Here is a 15551-nt window from a genome sequence, read left to right as displayed (position 1 = left end):
GCGGACGCCGGATCAGCAGACGCCGGATCAGCGGACGAAGCGCACCTCGGTCAGCGTCTCGCCGAGGAACGGCTCGGTGTGGCTGGCGCCGTCGAGCGAGAAGCCGTTGCGCGTATAGAAGCGGTGCGCGCGCGGGTTGTCGTCCGCGACCCAGAGGTAGAGCGACTCGTCCTTCTCGACGGCGGCGTCGAACAGCTTCTGGCCGATGCCGGTGGAGTGGTACGCGTCGAGCAGATAGATGAAGTAGAGCTCGCGGAACGCCGGAGCATCCTTGTCGCGGGCGGGACCTGAGCCGACGAAGCCGACGATCTCGCCGTCGACGAGGGCAGCGCGCATCGTGAACTCGGGGCCCTGAGAGGCCCAGTGCGTCCACAGCTCCGCCATGCGACGGGGCGAGACCTTCTCGAGCGCGGCCTTGCTGATCAGGTGGTCGTAGGTCTCGTGCCAGCACTGGGCGTGCACGCGGCCAAGGGCTTCCGCATCCACATCACGGACCGGACGGACGATGACTTCAGGCTGGGCTTCGGCGCTCATAGCGTGACTCTACGCGCGGCCCCCGGGAACCGGAAATCGAGCGGATGCCTGCGTGAGAGCCCCCGAGCGCGATGGAGGGTTCGCACAACGATGTTCGCGATCCATTCGCTCCTGGCTACGATCGATCCTCGTGAGCGTGATCTGGCGCACCCTCCTCGTGATCCTCTCCGCCCGACGTCGGGTGCGTCGAGGCAAGACCCTCGACGCTGCCTCCGTCAGCAGCATCAGACTGACGACGCTCCCCACCGACATCGACATCCTGCGCCACATGAACAACGGCCGATACCTGTCGCTGTTCGATCTCGGCCGCTGGGACCTGCTGATCCGCACGGGACTCTTCGACGCGATGAACGAGCGCGGCTGGTACGCCGTGGTGTCGAGCGAAACCGTGACCTTCCGCAAGTCACTGCAGCTCTGGCAGCGGTTCGAGGTGCAGTCACGGTTCATCGGACATGACGACAAGGCCGTGTTCCTCGAGCACCGGGCCGTCGTCGGCGGCGAGATCTACGCCCGGGTGATCGTGCGCTCCCGCATGCTGCGGCGCACCGGCGGCACGGTCACCAACGAAGAGCTGTTCGCGGCCGTCGGCAAGCCCGAGGGCGTGCCCGAGATCGATGCGTGGGTGCACGACTGGGCCGCGGCATCCGTTCTGCCTCCCGTGCGCACCTCCGCCCCGAGCGTCTGGAACTGATGATGACCGATCCGTGGGGTCTCGAGACGCGCGCACCGGGGGCTGTGCTGCTGGTGGGCTGCGGCAAGCTGGGCATCCGCCTCGGCCGACGGCTCGCCGAGCAGGGCTCGCAGGTCACGGCCATGCGCCGGAGTGCGGGCGAGCTGCCGTTCCCGGTGATCGAGGCCGATCTGCGGCATCCGCTCGACCGGGAGCTGCCCGCTTTCGACTCGGTCGTCATCACGCTGCCGCCGAGCACCGAGGGCGAGTCGATCTATCCGCCGGCGCTGCGGGGGCTCGCCAGAGCCCTGCCCTCGATGCCCGAGCGTGTCGTGTTCGTGTCTTCGACGCGGGTCTTCGAGGGCCGCCCCGGCGAGACGCCGCTCACCGAGCGCGATGCGACGCGGGTCTCGAGCGAGCGGGGCGGCGACCTGGTCGAGGGCGAGCAGCTGGCGATGGAGCTGTTCGGTGCCCGCATCGTGCGCCCGGCCGGCATCTACGGGCCGGGCCGCGACTTCCTCATCCGCCGCGTGCGCGAGTCCGCGCCGGTCGACCACACGCGTCGCACCAATCGCATCCACGAGACGGATCTCGTCCGCCTGCTCGATGCGATGCTGCGGGCCGATTCCGCGCCGCCGCTGATCCACGCCGTCGATCGCGAGCCCGTGCTGCTCGGCGAGGTCGTCGCGCACATCGCCGCGCGCCTCGGGGTCGAGCCGCCGCCCCACATCGACCCGGAGGTCGGCGGGGGCACGGTTCTCGACGGTCATCTGCTGCAGGAGTTCCTCGGCGACCTCACCTACCCGACCTTCCGCGCGGGATACGACGAGATGATCGCCGCGCTCGGTTCCGCGCTCTGAGCGCCGCGCTCGGTTCGCCGCGCTCTGAGCGCCGCGCTCGGTTCCGGTCGCAGTTCGTGCCGCTCGTCGCGGCTGTCGACGGCACGAACTGCAACCGGAGGGGGCCGACGGCTCCGCCCGTCGCTCAAGGGCAGGCGCGCCTCTCAGTCCTAGGCTGAGGTCATGGCCGACCCGACGCCCTCCACGGATCCCGAATCCGTCTCTCTCGCGGACCGTGCGATCGAGCTCGCCCGCCGCTGGGTGATCGAGGCGGCAGCCGCAGACGTCGACCCGGCGGCCGAACGCCTCGCCGGGGTGCTGCAGGATGCCAACGGGCTGCCGTTCACACTGGGATTCGTCGACGGCGTCATGCGCCCCGAGAGCTTGGGTGCCGCGGCATCCCAGCTGCACCGGATCGCCCCGATCGTTCCCGACTTCCTGCCCTGGTACCTGCGGTCGGCCGTGCGTCTGGGTGGCGGTGTCGCGCAGATCCTGCCGACCCCCGTCGTGCCGATCGCCCGCCGAGTGCTGCGCGAGATGGTCGGCCACCTCGTCGTCGATGCCCGCCCCGCGAAGCTCGGCCCGGCGATCGCGAAGATCCGCGAATCGAGCGCCCGGCTGAACCTCAACCTGCTGGGGGAGGCCGTGCTCGGCGAAGTCGAGGCGCAGCGGCGGCTCGACGGCATCCACGATCTGATCCGTCGGCCAGACGTCGACTACGTCTCGGTGAAGGTGTCGGCGATCATCAGCCACATCTCGATGTGGGCATTCGACGAGGTCGTCGAGGCCGTCGTCGAACGACTGCTGCCGCTGTACCTGACCGCTGCCACCGACCGCACGTTCATCAATCTCGACATGGAGGAGTACCGCGATCTCGACCTGACGATCGCGGTGTTCACGCGCCTGCTCGAGGACCCGCGCCTCGATGCCCTCGAAGCGGGCATCGTGCTGCAGGCCTATCTGCCCGATGCGCTGCCCGCCCTGCAGCAGCTCACCGCGTGGGCGCGCGACCGGGTCGACCACGGCGGGGCGCCGATCAAGATCCGGCTCGTCAAGGGAGCCAACCTCGCCATGGAGCGCGTCGAGGCGCAGATGCACGGATGGGCGCAGGCCACCTACGACACCAAGGTCGAGACCGACGCCAACTACCTGCGCTGCCTCGACTGGGCGCTGCGCCCCGAGCACATCGACGCCGTGCACCTCGGCATCGCCGGTCACAACCTGTTCGGCATCGCCTATGCCTGGCTGCTCGCGGGTGAGCGCGGACTGCGTGCCCTCTCGGCCGGCGGTGAGGGTGGCGGTCAACCGCCGATCGAGTTCGAGATGCTCCTCGGCATGGCGCAGGGGCAGGTGCAGGCGGTCTCCCGCGAGGTCGGCGAGGTGCTGCTCTATGTGCCGGTGGTGAATCCCGACGAGTTCGACGTGGCCATCAGCTATCTGGTGCGCCGGCTCGAAGAGAACGCCTCCTCCGCCAACTTCCTCTCGGCCGCGTTCCGGCTGGGCGACGACGAGACGCTCTTCGTGCGCGAGCAGGACAGGTTCCTCGACGCGCTCGAGCTGTCGACGTCGCCGACGCTGCGCGTCGGTGCTCGCCGTACGCAGGACCGCCAGGCGCCCGTGCACGAATCCGCACGCCCGGCGCCTGTCGCCCCCGCCCCGGAAGAAGAGCTGACCAAAGCGGTGCTCGGCATCTCACGCGGATCGGATGACTCGGGCGAGCCGTTCCTCGAGACGGCGGTCTACGCCCCCCGCGAGCTCGACGAGGCGACCGGCGGTGCCCCCGGCTTCGCGAACACCCCCGACAGCGACCCGTCGCTGCCGGCGAACCGCGACTGGGCGCGTGACATCCACGCCCGCATCGCCGACTCCGACATCGGCGTCGCGACCATCGAGGCCGCGCGCATCGACGACCCCGCCGTGCTCGAGAGCACGATCTCGGGTGTGCGAGAGGCCGCGGCGCCGTGGGGTGCACGACCGGCCACCGAGCGCGCCGACGTGCTGCTGCGCGCCGCCGCCGCACTCGAGGGCAGGCGGGGCGAGCTGATCGAGGTCGCCGCCGCCGAGACCGGCAAGGTCTTCGCCGAGGCCGACGTCGAGGTCAGCGAGGCCGTCGACTTCGCGCGCTACTACGCCGCCAAGGCCCGCGAGCTGGATGCCGTCGGCGGCGCCGCCTTCGAACCGGCGCGCGTCACGGTGGTCACTCCACCCTGGAACTTCCCTCTTGCGATCCCGGCCGGGGGAGTGCTCGCCGCGCTCGCCGCGGGCTCGGGCGTGGTCTTCAAGCCCGCGCCGCAGTCGCGCCGCTGCGCCGCCGTCATCGCCGAGACGCTGTGGGAGGTCGGCGTGCCGCGCGCTGTGCTCGCCCTCGTCGACATCGAAGAGGGCGATCTCGGCCGCGCGCTGATCTCGCACGAGTCGGTCGACCGCGTCATCCTCACCGGGTCGTGGGAGACCGCGGCCCTGTTCCGCTCGTGGCGGCCCGATCTTCCGCTGCTCGCCGAGACCAGCGGCAAGAATGCGATCATCGTCACCCCGTCGGCCGATCTCGATCTGGCCGTCGCCGATGTGGTGCGCAGCGCCTTCGGGCATGCGGGCCAGAAATGCTCGGCGGCGTCGTTGGCGATCCTCGTCGGACCCGTCGGGCGTTCCAAGCGCTTCGCCCGACAGTTGGCAGATGCCACGCGCTCGCTGCACGTCGGCTGGCCCTCCGATCCGCGCGCCGAGGTGGGGCCCGTGATCGAACGGCCGCAGGGCAAGCTGGCCTGGGCGCTCACCGAGCTCGAGGGCGAGGAGCAGTGGCTCATCGAACCGGCCGTGTCGGTCGACGATGCCTCCGGTCGGCTGTGGCGGCCCGGCATCCGCGTCGGGGTGCAGCCGGGATCGCGATTCCACACCGAGGAGTTCTTCGGACCGGTGCTCGGCATCATGCATGCGCCCACGCTCGAGCGCGCGATCGAACTGCAGAACGCCGTCGCCTACGGGCTGACCGCGGGGTTGCACACGCAGAATCCTGCCGAGCTCGACCTGTGGCTCGACCGCGTGCAGGCAGGGAACCTCTACGTGAACCGGGGTATCACCGGAGCGATCGTGCAGCGCCAGCCGTTCGGCGGGTGGAAGCGCTCGTCGGTCGGACCGGGTGCAAAGGCCGGGGGCCCGAACTACCTCATCGGACTCGGATCCTGGCGATCGAGCGGATCGGGTCCGGTGTCGAGCACGCTGCATCTGCGCGGACTCGACTCGCGCATCACCGAGCTGATCGAATCGGCGCAGCCGTCGCTCGACTACGAGGCGTTCGAATGGCTGCGTCGCTCTGCGCTGTCGGATGCTCTCGCCTGGGACCGCGAGTTCGGACAGGTGCGTGACGTCTCGCACCTCGGCGTCGAACGCAACCTCTTCCGGTATCGTCCGGTGCCCGTCGCGATCAGGGCGACGGCGGATGCCGGGTGGCAGGAGCTGCTGCGCGTCGTCATCGCCGCGGTGCGAGCAGGTGCCGGCTTCGTGCTGTCGACTCCCGTCGGACTCCCGGCCGAGGTGCGCCGTGCGCTCGGGGATCTCGGCGCGGTCGTCTACATGGAGACCGACGACGAGTGGATCGAGCGGATGCGGCGGCGCGACGACACCTCGGGTGATGCGCTCGCAGCTCTCGACTCCGCGCCGCGTCCGAGCCGCGTGCGGCTGGTGGGGTCACGAGCATCCGTCGCTGCGCTGCACGGGGCACTCGCCGTCGCCGTCGACGGCGACCCCGACCTCGCGGTGTACGACGGCGAGGTCGCCTCGGCCGGGCGCATCGAGCTGCTGCCGTTCGTGCACGAGCAGGCGATCGCCATCACCGCGCACCGTTACGGCAACCCCGACGACTGGAGCGCCTCGGTCATCTGAGGCCCGCCCCGCGCATCCCGTCGCGCGTCGTCGCACCCCCCACCGCCGCGCGTCGTCGCACCCCCCACCGCCGCGCGTCGTCGCACCCCCCACCGCCGCGCGTCGTCGCACCCCCCACCGCCGCGCGTCGTCGCACCCCCCACCGCCGCGTGCGGGGTCAGTACTGCACCGGAATCGGGCTGTCGGGATGCGCTTATGGCCCCGCCTGAGGATGCGGATGCGCTTATGGCCCCGCCTGCGCGGCGGAGAGAACGAGTGTGTCAAGAATTCTTGACACGGTGGATGCCGCAGGCGTAACCTCGTGTCAAGAATCTTTTACACGGGAGGGTGTCATGGTCTACGAGGAGCGCAACGTCTGGGTGGGTCTCGTCGTCAGCCTGATCGCGATCACGGCGTACGTCATCGTGGTGCTTCAGCAGGCGGCGGGTGGCCCGGTGACCGAGGTCGACTGGCCGCCGCTGATGCTGTGGATGATCGGCGGCGGCATCGTCGTCACCATCCTGATCAGCATCGCCTGGGGCATGATCGCCGGCGCGCGCGACCCCGAGGGCGTAGGCAAGTCCGACATCCGCGATCGCGACATCAGCCGCATGGGCAGTCGCGTCGAGCAGGCCTTCGTCGCCCTCGCCGGCACCGGAGTGATCCTGCTCTGCGCGATGAACGCCGACGTCTTCTGGATCGCCCACGCCATGTTCGCAGGCTTCGCGGTCGCGACCATCGTCGGCGGGATCGCACGGGTCGTCGCCTACCGGCGGGGGCTCGTCTGATGGTCAAGCCCACGCTCGTCTCCAACCGCATCCGTGCGCACCGAGAGGCCGCAGGGCTCACCCAGGCCGCACTCGCCCGCAGCATCGGCGTGACCAGGCAGACGCTCATCGCCATCGAGCAGGAGAAGTACTCACCGACGCTCGAGCTCGCATTCCAGATCGCGCGGGCGTTCGGCGTCGGCCTCGACGACCTCTTCCAGTACCCCGAACCCACCACGGAGGTGTGACATGACCGAGACGAACAAGACCCCGACGAACGACACCGCGATGATGCCGGCGTGGCGTCGCGAGACCTACGGATCGGCCGACGGGTTCCGCCTCGAGCAGATCCCCGTGCCCGAGCCCCGTCGCGGCGAGGTGGTGCTGCGTGTCGAGGCGACCTCGCTCAACTCCGGCGACGTGCGTCTGATGCTCGGCGATCCGCTGCTCGTGCGCCCCGTCTTCGGCCTGACGCGCCCCAAGCACCCGGTGCGCGGCATGGAGGTCGCCGGAACCGTCGTCGCCGTGGGCCCGAATGCGATCGGCGCCGAACTCGGCGAGCGGGTCGTCGGCGAGCTCGTCGGCGGGGGCGGTCTCGCATCGCACGTGGCGGTGCCGGCCACACGGCTCGTGCCGATCCCGCCCGATGTCACCTCGGCGACCGCAGCGTGCCTGCCGGTCGCGGCAGGCACGGCCTGGCAGGCACTCGACCGCGCGGGGATCGGCTTCCGCTCGGCCAAGGGCAGCGCGGCAGGTCACGTTCCACGCATCCTCGTGATCGGCGCATCCGGAGGGGTCGGCACCTTCGCGGTGCAGCTGGCGGCTCTGCGCGCTGCCGAGGTCTGGGCATCCTGCGGCGAACGCAACGCCCGGCTCGTCGAGCATCTCGGCGCCGTGCGAACGCTCGATCACCGCACGTCGCCGATGACCGATCTTCCGGCCGGGCAGTTCGACGCCGTGATCGACATCGCCGGCGGCGTGGGCCTGCGCGACCTGCAACGACTCGTCGTGCCCGGCGGAACGGTGGTGCTGGTGACCGGCGACGGAGGGCATGTGCTCGGCCCGATCCCTCGGATGCTGAAGGCGGCGCTCCTGTCGATCGGGTCGAGCCGCCCGATCCGTGCACTCGCGGCCACGCCTCGGCCCGAGATCCTCGCGAAGCTGCTCGAACTGACCGCCGAGGGTCGCATCACACCGGTGATCGAGCGGGAGTACGGCTTCGACGAGGCATCCGCCGCCCTGGCGCATCTCGAGGCCGGCCACACCGTGGGCAAGGTCGTCGTGCAGGCAGCCTGAGCGAGGACGGCCGCGCTCTGGCGGCGCCCAGGGGGCGGATGACACAATGGAGTCTGGCGTGCCCGAGTCGCATCTTCCCCGGGCGCCGACTCTCACCGAGCGGCGCGGGTCGAAGGACCGCCGGGCCCCTGGACAGCGTCCGCCGCATCTGTTCGAGGAGCCCCATGTCTGTCGAAACCACTGCGTCGACGTCCGAGACCGCATCCCCGGTCCGCACCGCACACCACCGTCACTACCTGATGTGCAAGCCGTCGCACTTCACGGTGAACTACTCGATCAATCCGTGGATGGAGCCGGCCAAGCCGACCGATACCGCCAGGGCCGTCGAGCAGTGGCAGAAGCTGCACGACCTCTACCTCGAGCTCGGCCATGAGGTCGAGCTGATCGAGCCGCTCGAGGGCTTCCCCGACATGGTCTACACCGCGAACGGCGGGTTCCTGATCGACGGCCGTGCGTACGTGCCGAAGTTCCGCTTCGTCGAGCGTCAGGGCGAGGCTCCCGCGTTCGCCGACTGGTTCCGCGGCGCCGGCTACGACACGGTCATCCCCGAAGAGGTCAACGAGGGTGAGGGCGACTTCCTGCTCGTGGGCGATGTGATCCTCGCCGGCACCGGCTTCCGCTCGACCGGCGACAGTCACCGCGAGGTCGGAGAGGTGTTCGGCCGCGAGGTCGTGTCGCTCAACCTCGTCGACCCCCGCTTCTACCACCTCGACACCGCGATCGCGGTGCTCGACCCTGTGCAGGGCGTCGAGAACGGCGGGCCCGAGCGCGCGAACATCGCGTATCTGCCCGGCGCCTTCGACGATGAGAGCCGGGCGATCCTCGAGCAGCGCTTCCCCGATGCGATCCTCGTGTCGGATGAAGACGGTTCGGTGTTCGGGCTCAACTCGGCGAGCGACGGCTACAACGTCGTCATCTCGCCCCGTGCCCTCGGGTTCGAGAAGCAGCTGCGCGAGCGCGGGTACAACCCGATCATGATCGACCTGTCCGAGCTGCTGCTCGGCGGCGGCGGCATCAAGTGCTGCACCCTCGAGCTGCGCGGTGAGGCATGACCGCTCTCGAGCCCGGCGTCGGCGCTGAGGTGACGGCCGAGCCGCACGTCGCCCACAACTACCACCCCCTGCCGGTCAACATCGCCCGCGGGGACGGCGCCTGGGTGACGGATGTCGAGGGCAAGCGCTACCTCGACCTGCTCGCCGCCTATTCGGCGGTGAACTTCGGTCACCGGCATCCGGCACTCGTGGCGGCCCTCACCGAGCAGCTCGGTCGGGTCACGCTCACCAGTCGCGCGTTCATGAGCGATCGGCTCGAGCCGTTCGCCGCGGCGCTCGCGACGCTTGCGGGCAAAGACATGGTGCTGCCGATGAACACCGGCGCCGAGGCGGTCGAGACCGGCATCAAGGTCGCTCGCGCCTGGGGGTACCGCGTCAAGGGCATCGCCGACGGCAAGGCGCGCATCATCGTCGCGGCGGGCAACTTCCACGGACGCACCACCACGATCGTCAGCTTCAGCGACGACGAAGAGGCACGTGCAGACTTCGGCCCGTACACGCCGGGGTTCGACATCGTCCCCTATGGGGATGCGGATGCCATCGCCGCTGCGATCACCGACGACACCGCCGCCGTGCTGATCGAGCCCATTCAGGGTGAGGGCGGTGTGGTGATCCCTCCGGAGGGATACCTGCGCCGCATCCGCGAGATCTGCGATGAGAAGAACGTCCTGTTCATCGCCGACGAGATCCAGTCGGGTCTCGGTCGTGTCGGTGAGACCTTCGCCTGCGACCGCGAGGGCGTGGTGCCCGACCTGTACCTGCTGGGCAAGGCGCTCGGCGGCGGGATCCTCCCGGTGTCGGCCGTCGTCGGCAACGCCGGTGTGCTCGGTGTCATCCGTCCGGGTGAGCACGGTTCGACCTTCGGCGGCAACCCGCTCGCGGCGGCCGTCGGCCTGCGGGTCGTCGAGATGCTCGAGTCCGGGGAATTCCAAGAGCGCGCTCGCGCGCTGGGTGCGCACCTCGCCGCCGGCCTCGAGCCGTTGATCGGCCACGGTGTCACCCGGGTGCGCATCGCGGGCCTGTGGGCAGGAGTCGACATCGACCCCGCCAAGGGCACCGGACGAGAGATCGCCGAGAAGCTGCTCGACCGCGGTGTGCTCGTCAAAGACACCCACGGGCAGACCATTCGCATCGCGCCGCCGCTCGTGATCCGCGCGACCGAACTCGACTGGGCCGTCGAGCAGCTGAAGCTGGTCCTCGGGGCCTGATCCGCCGTCCGCCGGGCGACACGCCCGGCGGACAGCCCGGATTTGCCGGAGTCCCGGAATCCACGTAACTTATTACTTGTTCGCCCCACAGGGAAGCGGAGAGGCCGAGAGCTTCACCCCCCTCAAGCGGAGAACCACCTCCACTCGATCAGTTCCTCGGAGCAGATCGCAGACATATTTCTGTCTGACCTGGAGCTTCCACTTCGGAGAAACGGTCGATTTGACAGCGACTCCGAAACGGATAAGCTAGTGAAGTTGCCTCGGCGGCCTTGAGCCCCGAGCTGCAGATCTGGTCCTGAGCTTCACGGCGTGTCGATTTGACAGCCTGAACAGCGAAGATAAGATAGAGAAGTTGCCCTTCGGGCCTGGTTGTGATGACTGGGTCGTGGGAGCATCCGATCCTTGAGAACTCAACAGCGTGCACTTGTCAAATGCCAAATAACCTCGATTCAGCTTCGGCTGGATGAGATTCCTTTGGATCAAAGACCAACCTCCTTGTGGGGTTGGCAACGGATAAAGTCAGCAATGAATTTGTCTCTTTGGTCAGCATCAAACTCGCTGCGTCACCGTTTTCCCGGTGTCGTATGCATTTCTTTTTTACGGAGAGTTTGATCCTGGCTCAGGATGAACGCTGGCGGCGTGCTTAACACATGCAAGTCGAACGGTGAAGCCCAGCTTGCTGGGTGGATCAGTGGCGAACGGGTGAGTAACACGTGAGCAACCTGCCCCTGACTCTGGGATAAGCGCTGGAAACGGCGTCTAATACTGGATACGAGTAGCGACCGCATGGTCAGTTACTGGAAAGATTTATTGGTTGGGGATGGGCTCGCGGCCTATCAGCTTGTTGGTGAGGTAATGGCTCACCAAGGCGTCGACGGGTAGCCGGCCTGAGAGGGTGACCGGCCACACTGGGACTGAGACACGGCCCAGACTCCTACGGGAGGCAGCAGTGGGGAATATTGCACAATGGGCGCAAGCCTGATGCAGCAACGCCGCGTGAGGGATGACGGCCTTCGGGTTGTAAACCTCTTTTAGCAGGGAAGAAGCGAAAGTGACGGTACCTGCAGAAAAAGCGCCGGCTAACTACGTGCCAGCAGCCGCGGTAATACGTAGGGCGCAAGCGTTATCCGGAATTATTGGGCGTAAAGAGCTCGTAGGCGGTTTGTCGCGTCTGCTGTGAAATCCGGAGGCTCAACCTCCGGCCTGCAGTGGGTACGGGCAGACTAGAGTGCGGTAGGGGAGATTGGAATTCCTGGTGTAGCGGTGGAATGCGCAGATATCAGGAGGAACACCGATGGCGAAGGCAGATCTCTGGGCCGTAACTGACGCTGAGGAGCGAAAGGGTGGGGAGCAAACAGGCTTAGATACCCTGGTAGTCCACCCCGTAAACGTTGGGAACTAGTTGTGGGGTCCATTCCACGGATTCCGTGACGCAGCTAACGCATTAAGTTCCCCGCCTGGGGAGTACGGCCGCAAGGCTAAAACTCAAAGGAATTGACGGGGACCCGCACAAGCGGCGGAGCATGCGGATTAATTCGATGCAACGCGAAGAACCTTACCAAGGCTTGACATATACGAGAACGGGCCAGAAATGGTCAACTCTTTGGACACTCGTAAACAGGTGGTGCATGGTTGTCGTCAGCTCGTGTCGTGAGATGTTGGGTTAAGTCCCGCAACGAGCGCAACCCTCGTTCTATGTTGCCAGCACGTAATGGTGGGAACTCATGGGATACTGCCGGGGTCAACTCGGAGGAAGGTGGGGATGACGTCAAATCATCATGCCCCTTATGTCTTGGGCTTCACGCATGCTACAATGGCCGGTACAAAGGGCTGCAATACCGCGAGGTGGAGCGAATCCCAAAAAGCCGGTCCCAGTTCGGATTGAGGTCTGCAACTCGACCTCATGAAGTCGGAGTCGCTAGTAATCGCAGATCAGCAACGCTGCGGTGAATACGTTCCCGGGTCTTGTACACACCGCCCGTCAAGTCATGAAAGTCGGTAACACCTGAAGCCGGTGGCCTAACCCTTGTGGAGGGAGCCGTCGAAGGTGGGATCGGTAATTAGGACTAAGTCGTAACAAGGTAGCCGTACCGGAAGGTGCGGCTGGATCACCTCCTTTCTAAGGAGCATCTGACTCTTCGGAGTCCAGAACCCAGATCGAAGACGTTCGTTCTTCGCTGGGAGCTCATGGGTGGAACATTTGACATGACATCAGCGCAGCTGAGTCTCGTGAGTACGCTGGCCTTCGGGTTGGTTGGAAAGTGGGGCTTCGTGAGCGGGGTGTCTGCACGCTGTTGGGTCCTGAGGGACCGGATGCGGGTCTTCGGGCTCGTTTCTGTACCTCTGGGCCTCTTGTTGTTTCCCCTGTGGGGGGAGTGAGAAGGGGTACCGCCCGTACTTTGAGAACTACACAGTGGACGCGAGCATCTTGCAGCCGGCTTTTGTCGGTTGCACAAGATGATCTTAAAGATCATTAGTCAATTTCATGCCAGGCTTTCGAGTCTGGTGTCGATTCTGATTCAAACTCATGTGATTTCAAGTCTTTAAGAGCAAACGGTGGATGCCTTGGCATCTGGAGCCGAAGAAGGACGTAGCAATCTGCGATAAGCCTCGGGGAACTGATAAGCAAGTTTTGATCCGAGGGTGTCCGAATGGGGAAACCCCGCTGGGCGGCGTGCCGACCTAGTGACTCCCGCCTGAATATATAGGGCGGGTAGAGGGAACGTGGGGAAGTGAAACATCTCAGTACCCACAGGAAGAGAAAGCAACCGCGATTCCGTTAGTAGTGGCGAGCGAAACCGGAACAGGCTAAACCTAGCGTGTGTGATAGCCGGCAGGCGTTGCACGTTGGGGGTTGTGGGACTTTTCAGTCATCTCTGCCGAGATGGCGGCGTTACAAGATGGTATAGACGAACGGTCTTGAAAGGCCGGTCATAGAGGGTGCCAACCCCGTAGTCGAAATGCCAACCTTGGCGCGAAGAGTATCCCAAGTAGCACGGGGCCCGTGAAATCCCGTGTGAATCTGTCAGGACCACCTGATAAGCCTAAATACTCCCAGATGACCGATAGCGGACAAGTACCGTGAGGGAAAGGTGAAAAGTACCCCGGGAGGGGAGTGAAATAGTACCTGAAACCGTTTGCTTACAAACCGTTGGAGCAGCCTTAGTAGCTGTGACAGCGTGCCTTTTGAAGAATGAGCCTGCGAGTTAGCGATATGTGGCGAGGTTAACCCGTGTGGGGTAGCCGTAGCGAAAGCGAGTCTGAATAGGGCGATTCAGTCGCATGTCCTAGACCCGAAGCGAAGTGATCTATCCATGGCCAGGTTGAAGCGACGGTAAGACGTCGTGGAGGACCGAACCCACTTAGGTTGAAAACTGAGGGGATGAGCTGTGGATAGGGGTGAAAGGCCAATCAAACTTCGTGATAGCTGGTTCTCTCCGAAATGCATTTAGGTGCAGCGTTGCGTGTTTCTTGCCGGAGGTAGAGCTACTGGATGGCCGATGGGCCCTACAAGGTTACTGACGTCAGCCAAACTCCGAATGCCGGTAAGTGAGAGCGCAGCAGTGAGACTGTGGGGGATAAGCTTCATAGTCGAGAGGGAAACAACCCAGACCACCAACTAAGGTCCCAAAGCGCGTGCTAAGTGGGAAAGGATGTGGAGTTGCCTTGACAACCAGGAGGTTGGCTTAGAAGCAGCCACCCTTGAAAGAGTGCGTAATAGCTCACTGGTCAAGTGATTCCGCGCCGACAATGTAACGGGGCTCAAGCACGCCACCGAAGTTGTGGCATTGACATTATTGGTAGGCCTTCGTGGTCCAGCCGTGTTGATGGGTAGGAGAGCGTCGTGTGGCCAGCGAAGCGGCGGTGTAAACCAGCCGTGGAGGCTACACGAGTGAGAATGCAGGCATGAGTAGCGAAAGACGTGTGAGAAACACGTCCTCCGAAAGACCAAGGGTTCCAGGGTCAAGCTAATCTTCCCTGGGTAAGTCGGGACCTAAGGCGAGGCCGACAGGCGTAGTCGATGGACAACGGGTTGATATTCCCGTACCGGCGAAGAACCGCCCAAGCTAATCCAGTAGTGCTAAGTGTCTGAATCCCACTGACTGATCCCTTCGGGGTGACGCGTTGGGCCTAGCGCACGACCCCATTCTGGTGCGGTTAGCGTATTAACAGGTGTGACGCAGGAAGGTAGCCCAGCCGGGCGATGGTTGTCCCGGTGCAAGTGCGTAGGCCGAGTCGTAGGCAAATCCGCGACTCACATAGGCTGAGACACGATGCGAATAAAAAGTGGGTGATCCTATGCTGCCAAGAAAAGCATCGACGCGAGGTTCAAGCCGCCCGTACCCCAAACCGACTCAGGTGGTCAGGTAGAGAATACCAAGGAGATCGAGAGAATCGTGGTTAAGGAACTCGGCAAAATGCCCCCGTAACTTCGGGAGAAGGGGGGCCTTCGGCGTATTAGGACTTGCTCCGAAAGCGTTTGGAGGCCGCAGAGACTAGTGGGTAGCGACTGTTTACTAAAAACACAGGTCCGTGCCAAGTCGCAAGACGATGTATACGGACTGACGCCTGCCCGGTGCTGGAAGGTTAAGAGGACCGGTTAGCCGCAAGGCGAAGCTGAGAATTTAAGCCCCAGTAAACGGCGGTGGTAACTATAACCATCCTAAGGTAGCGAAATTCCTTGTCGGGTAAGTTCCGACCTGCACGAATGGCGTAACGACTTCCCAACTGTCTCAACCGCGAACTCGGCGAAATTGCATTACGAGTAAAGATGCTCGTTACGCGCAGCAGGACGGAAAGACCCCGTGACCTTTACTACAGCTTGGTATTGGTGTTCGGTGTGGCTTGTGTAGGATAGGTGGGAGACTGTGAAGCATGGACGCCAGTTCATGTGGAGTCATTGTTGAAATACCACTCTGGTCACTCTGGATATCTAACTTCGAACCGTAATCCGGTTCAGGGACAGTGCCTGGTGGGTAGTTTAACTGGGGCGGTTGCCTCCCAAAAAGTAACGGAGGCGCCCAAAGGTTCCCTCAACCTGGTTGGCAATCAGGTGTCGAGTGTAAGTGCACAAGGGAGCTTGACTGTGAGACTGACAGGTCGAGCAGGGACGAAAGTCGGGACTAGTGATCCGGCAGTGGCTTGTGGAAGCGCTGTCGCTCAACGGATAAAAGGTACCTCGGGGATAACAGGCTGATCTTGCCCAAGAGTCCATATCGACGGCATGGTTTGGCACCTCGATGTCGGCTCGTCGCATCCTGGGGCTGGAGTAGGTCCCAAGGGTTGGGCTGTTCGCCCATTAAAGCGGTACGCGAGCTGGGTTTAGA

Annotated in this window: 9 protein-coding genes and 2 rRNA genes (1 of these 11 cut by a window edge); 10 read left to right on the top strand and 1 reads right to left on the bottom strand. The window is 64.9% G+C overall.

What is annotated here, in order from left to right; genetic code table 11:
• Positions 1 to 27: 27 nt before the first annotated feature.
• Positions 28 to 534, bottom strand: a complete 507-nt coding sequence (locus tag J7E68_RS00420; protein WP_215168821.1) for a GNAT family N-acetyltransferase — start codon at positions 532 to 534, stop codon at positions 28 to 30.
• Between the two features lie 130 nt (positions 535 to 664).
• Between J7E68_RS00420 and J7E68_RS00415 the strand changes: the two genes are divergently transcribed.
• The 10 genes from J7E68_RS00415 to J7E68_RS00370 all read left to right on the top strand — a co-directional run.
• Complete coding sequence (locus J7E68_RS00415; RefSeq protein WP_215168818.1) at positions 665 to 1225, top strand: acyl-CoA thioesterase; 561 nt, start codon at positions 665 to 667, stop codon at positions 1223 to 1225.
• The gene (locus J7E68_RS00410; RefSeq protein ID WP_251048469.1) at positions 1225 to 2064 is read left to right on the top strand and encodes an SDR family NAD(P)-dependent oxidoreductase; all 840 of its coding nucleotides are present in this window, start codon (positions 1225 to 1227) and stop codon (positions 2062 to 2064) included. The genes J7E68_RS00415 and J7E68_RS00410 overlap by 1 nt, the downstream gene beginning before the upstream one ends.
• Before the next feature lie 162 nt (positions 2065 to 2226).
• The gene (locus tag J7E68_RS00405; protein ID WP_215168817.1) at positions 2227 to 5922 is read left to right on the top strand and encodes a proline dehydrogenase family protein; all 3696 of its coding nucleotides are present in this window, start codon (positions 2227 to 2229) and stop codon (positions 5920 to 5922) included.
• 332 nt (positions 5923 to 6254) lie between these two features.
• Positions 6255 to 6689 carry a hypothetical protein gene (locus tag J7E68_RS00400; RefSeq protein ID WP_215168814.1) on the top strand — a complete coding sequence of 145 codons (435 nt, stop codon included), beginning with the start codon at positions 6255 to 6257 and terminating at the stop codon, positions 6687 to 6689.
• Positions 6689 to 6916, top strand: coding sequence for a helix-turn-helix transcriptional regulator (locus J7E68_RS00395; protein WP_215168812.1), 228 nt, complete (start codon positions 6689 to 6691; stop codon positions 6914 to 6916). The genes J7E68_RS00400 and J7E68_RS00395 overlap by 1 nt, the downstream gene beginning before the upstream one ends.
• A 1-nt stretch (position 6917) precedes the next feature.
• Positions 6918 to 7964, top strand: coding sequence for an NAD(P)-dependent alcohol dehydrogenase (locus J7E68_RS00390; protein WP_251048468.1), 1047 nt, complete (start codon positions 6918 to 6920; stop codon positions 7962 to 7964).
• Between the two features lie 164 nt (positions 7965 to 8128).
• On the top strand, positions 8129 to 9016 hold the full coding sequence (gene ddaH / locus J7E68_RS00385; RefSeq protein ID WP_215168810.1) for a dimethylargininase: 888 nt from the start codon (positions 8129 to 8131) through the stop codon (positions 9014 to 9016).
• Complete coding sequence (gene rocD / locus J7E68_RS00380) at positions 9013 to 10224, top strand: ornithine--oxo-acid transaminase (RefSeq protein ID WP_215168808.1); 1212 nt, start codon at positions 9013 to 9015, stop codon at positions 10222 to 10224. Before ddaH ends, rocD begins: the two co-directional genes overlap by 4 nt.
• Before the next feature lie 596 nt (positions 10225 to 10820).
• Positions 10821 to 12343 (top strand): 16S ribosomal RNA (locus tag J7E68_RS00375).
• A 414-nt stretch (positions 12344 to 12757) separates the two neighbouring features.
• Positions 12758 to 15551 (top strand): 23S ribosomal RNA (locus tag J7E68_RS00370); it runs 230 nt beyond the window's last position.
• The 16S and 23S rRNA genes sit together here, the layout of an rRNA operon.

It is taken from the genome of Microbacterium sp. ISL-103, from assembly GCF_018613995.1.
Classification (GTDB): Bacteria; Actinomycetota; Actinomycetes; order Actinomycetales; family Microbacteriaceae; genus Microbacterium.
This window is presented reverse-complemented; position numbering and strand designations above follow the sequence as displayed.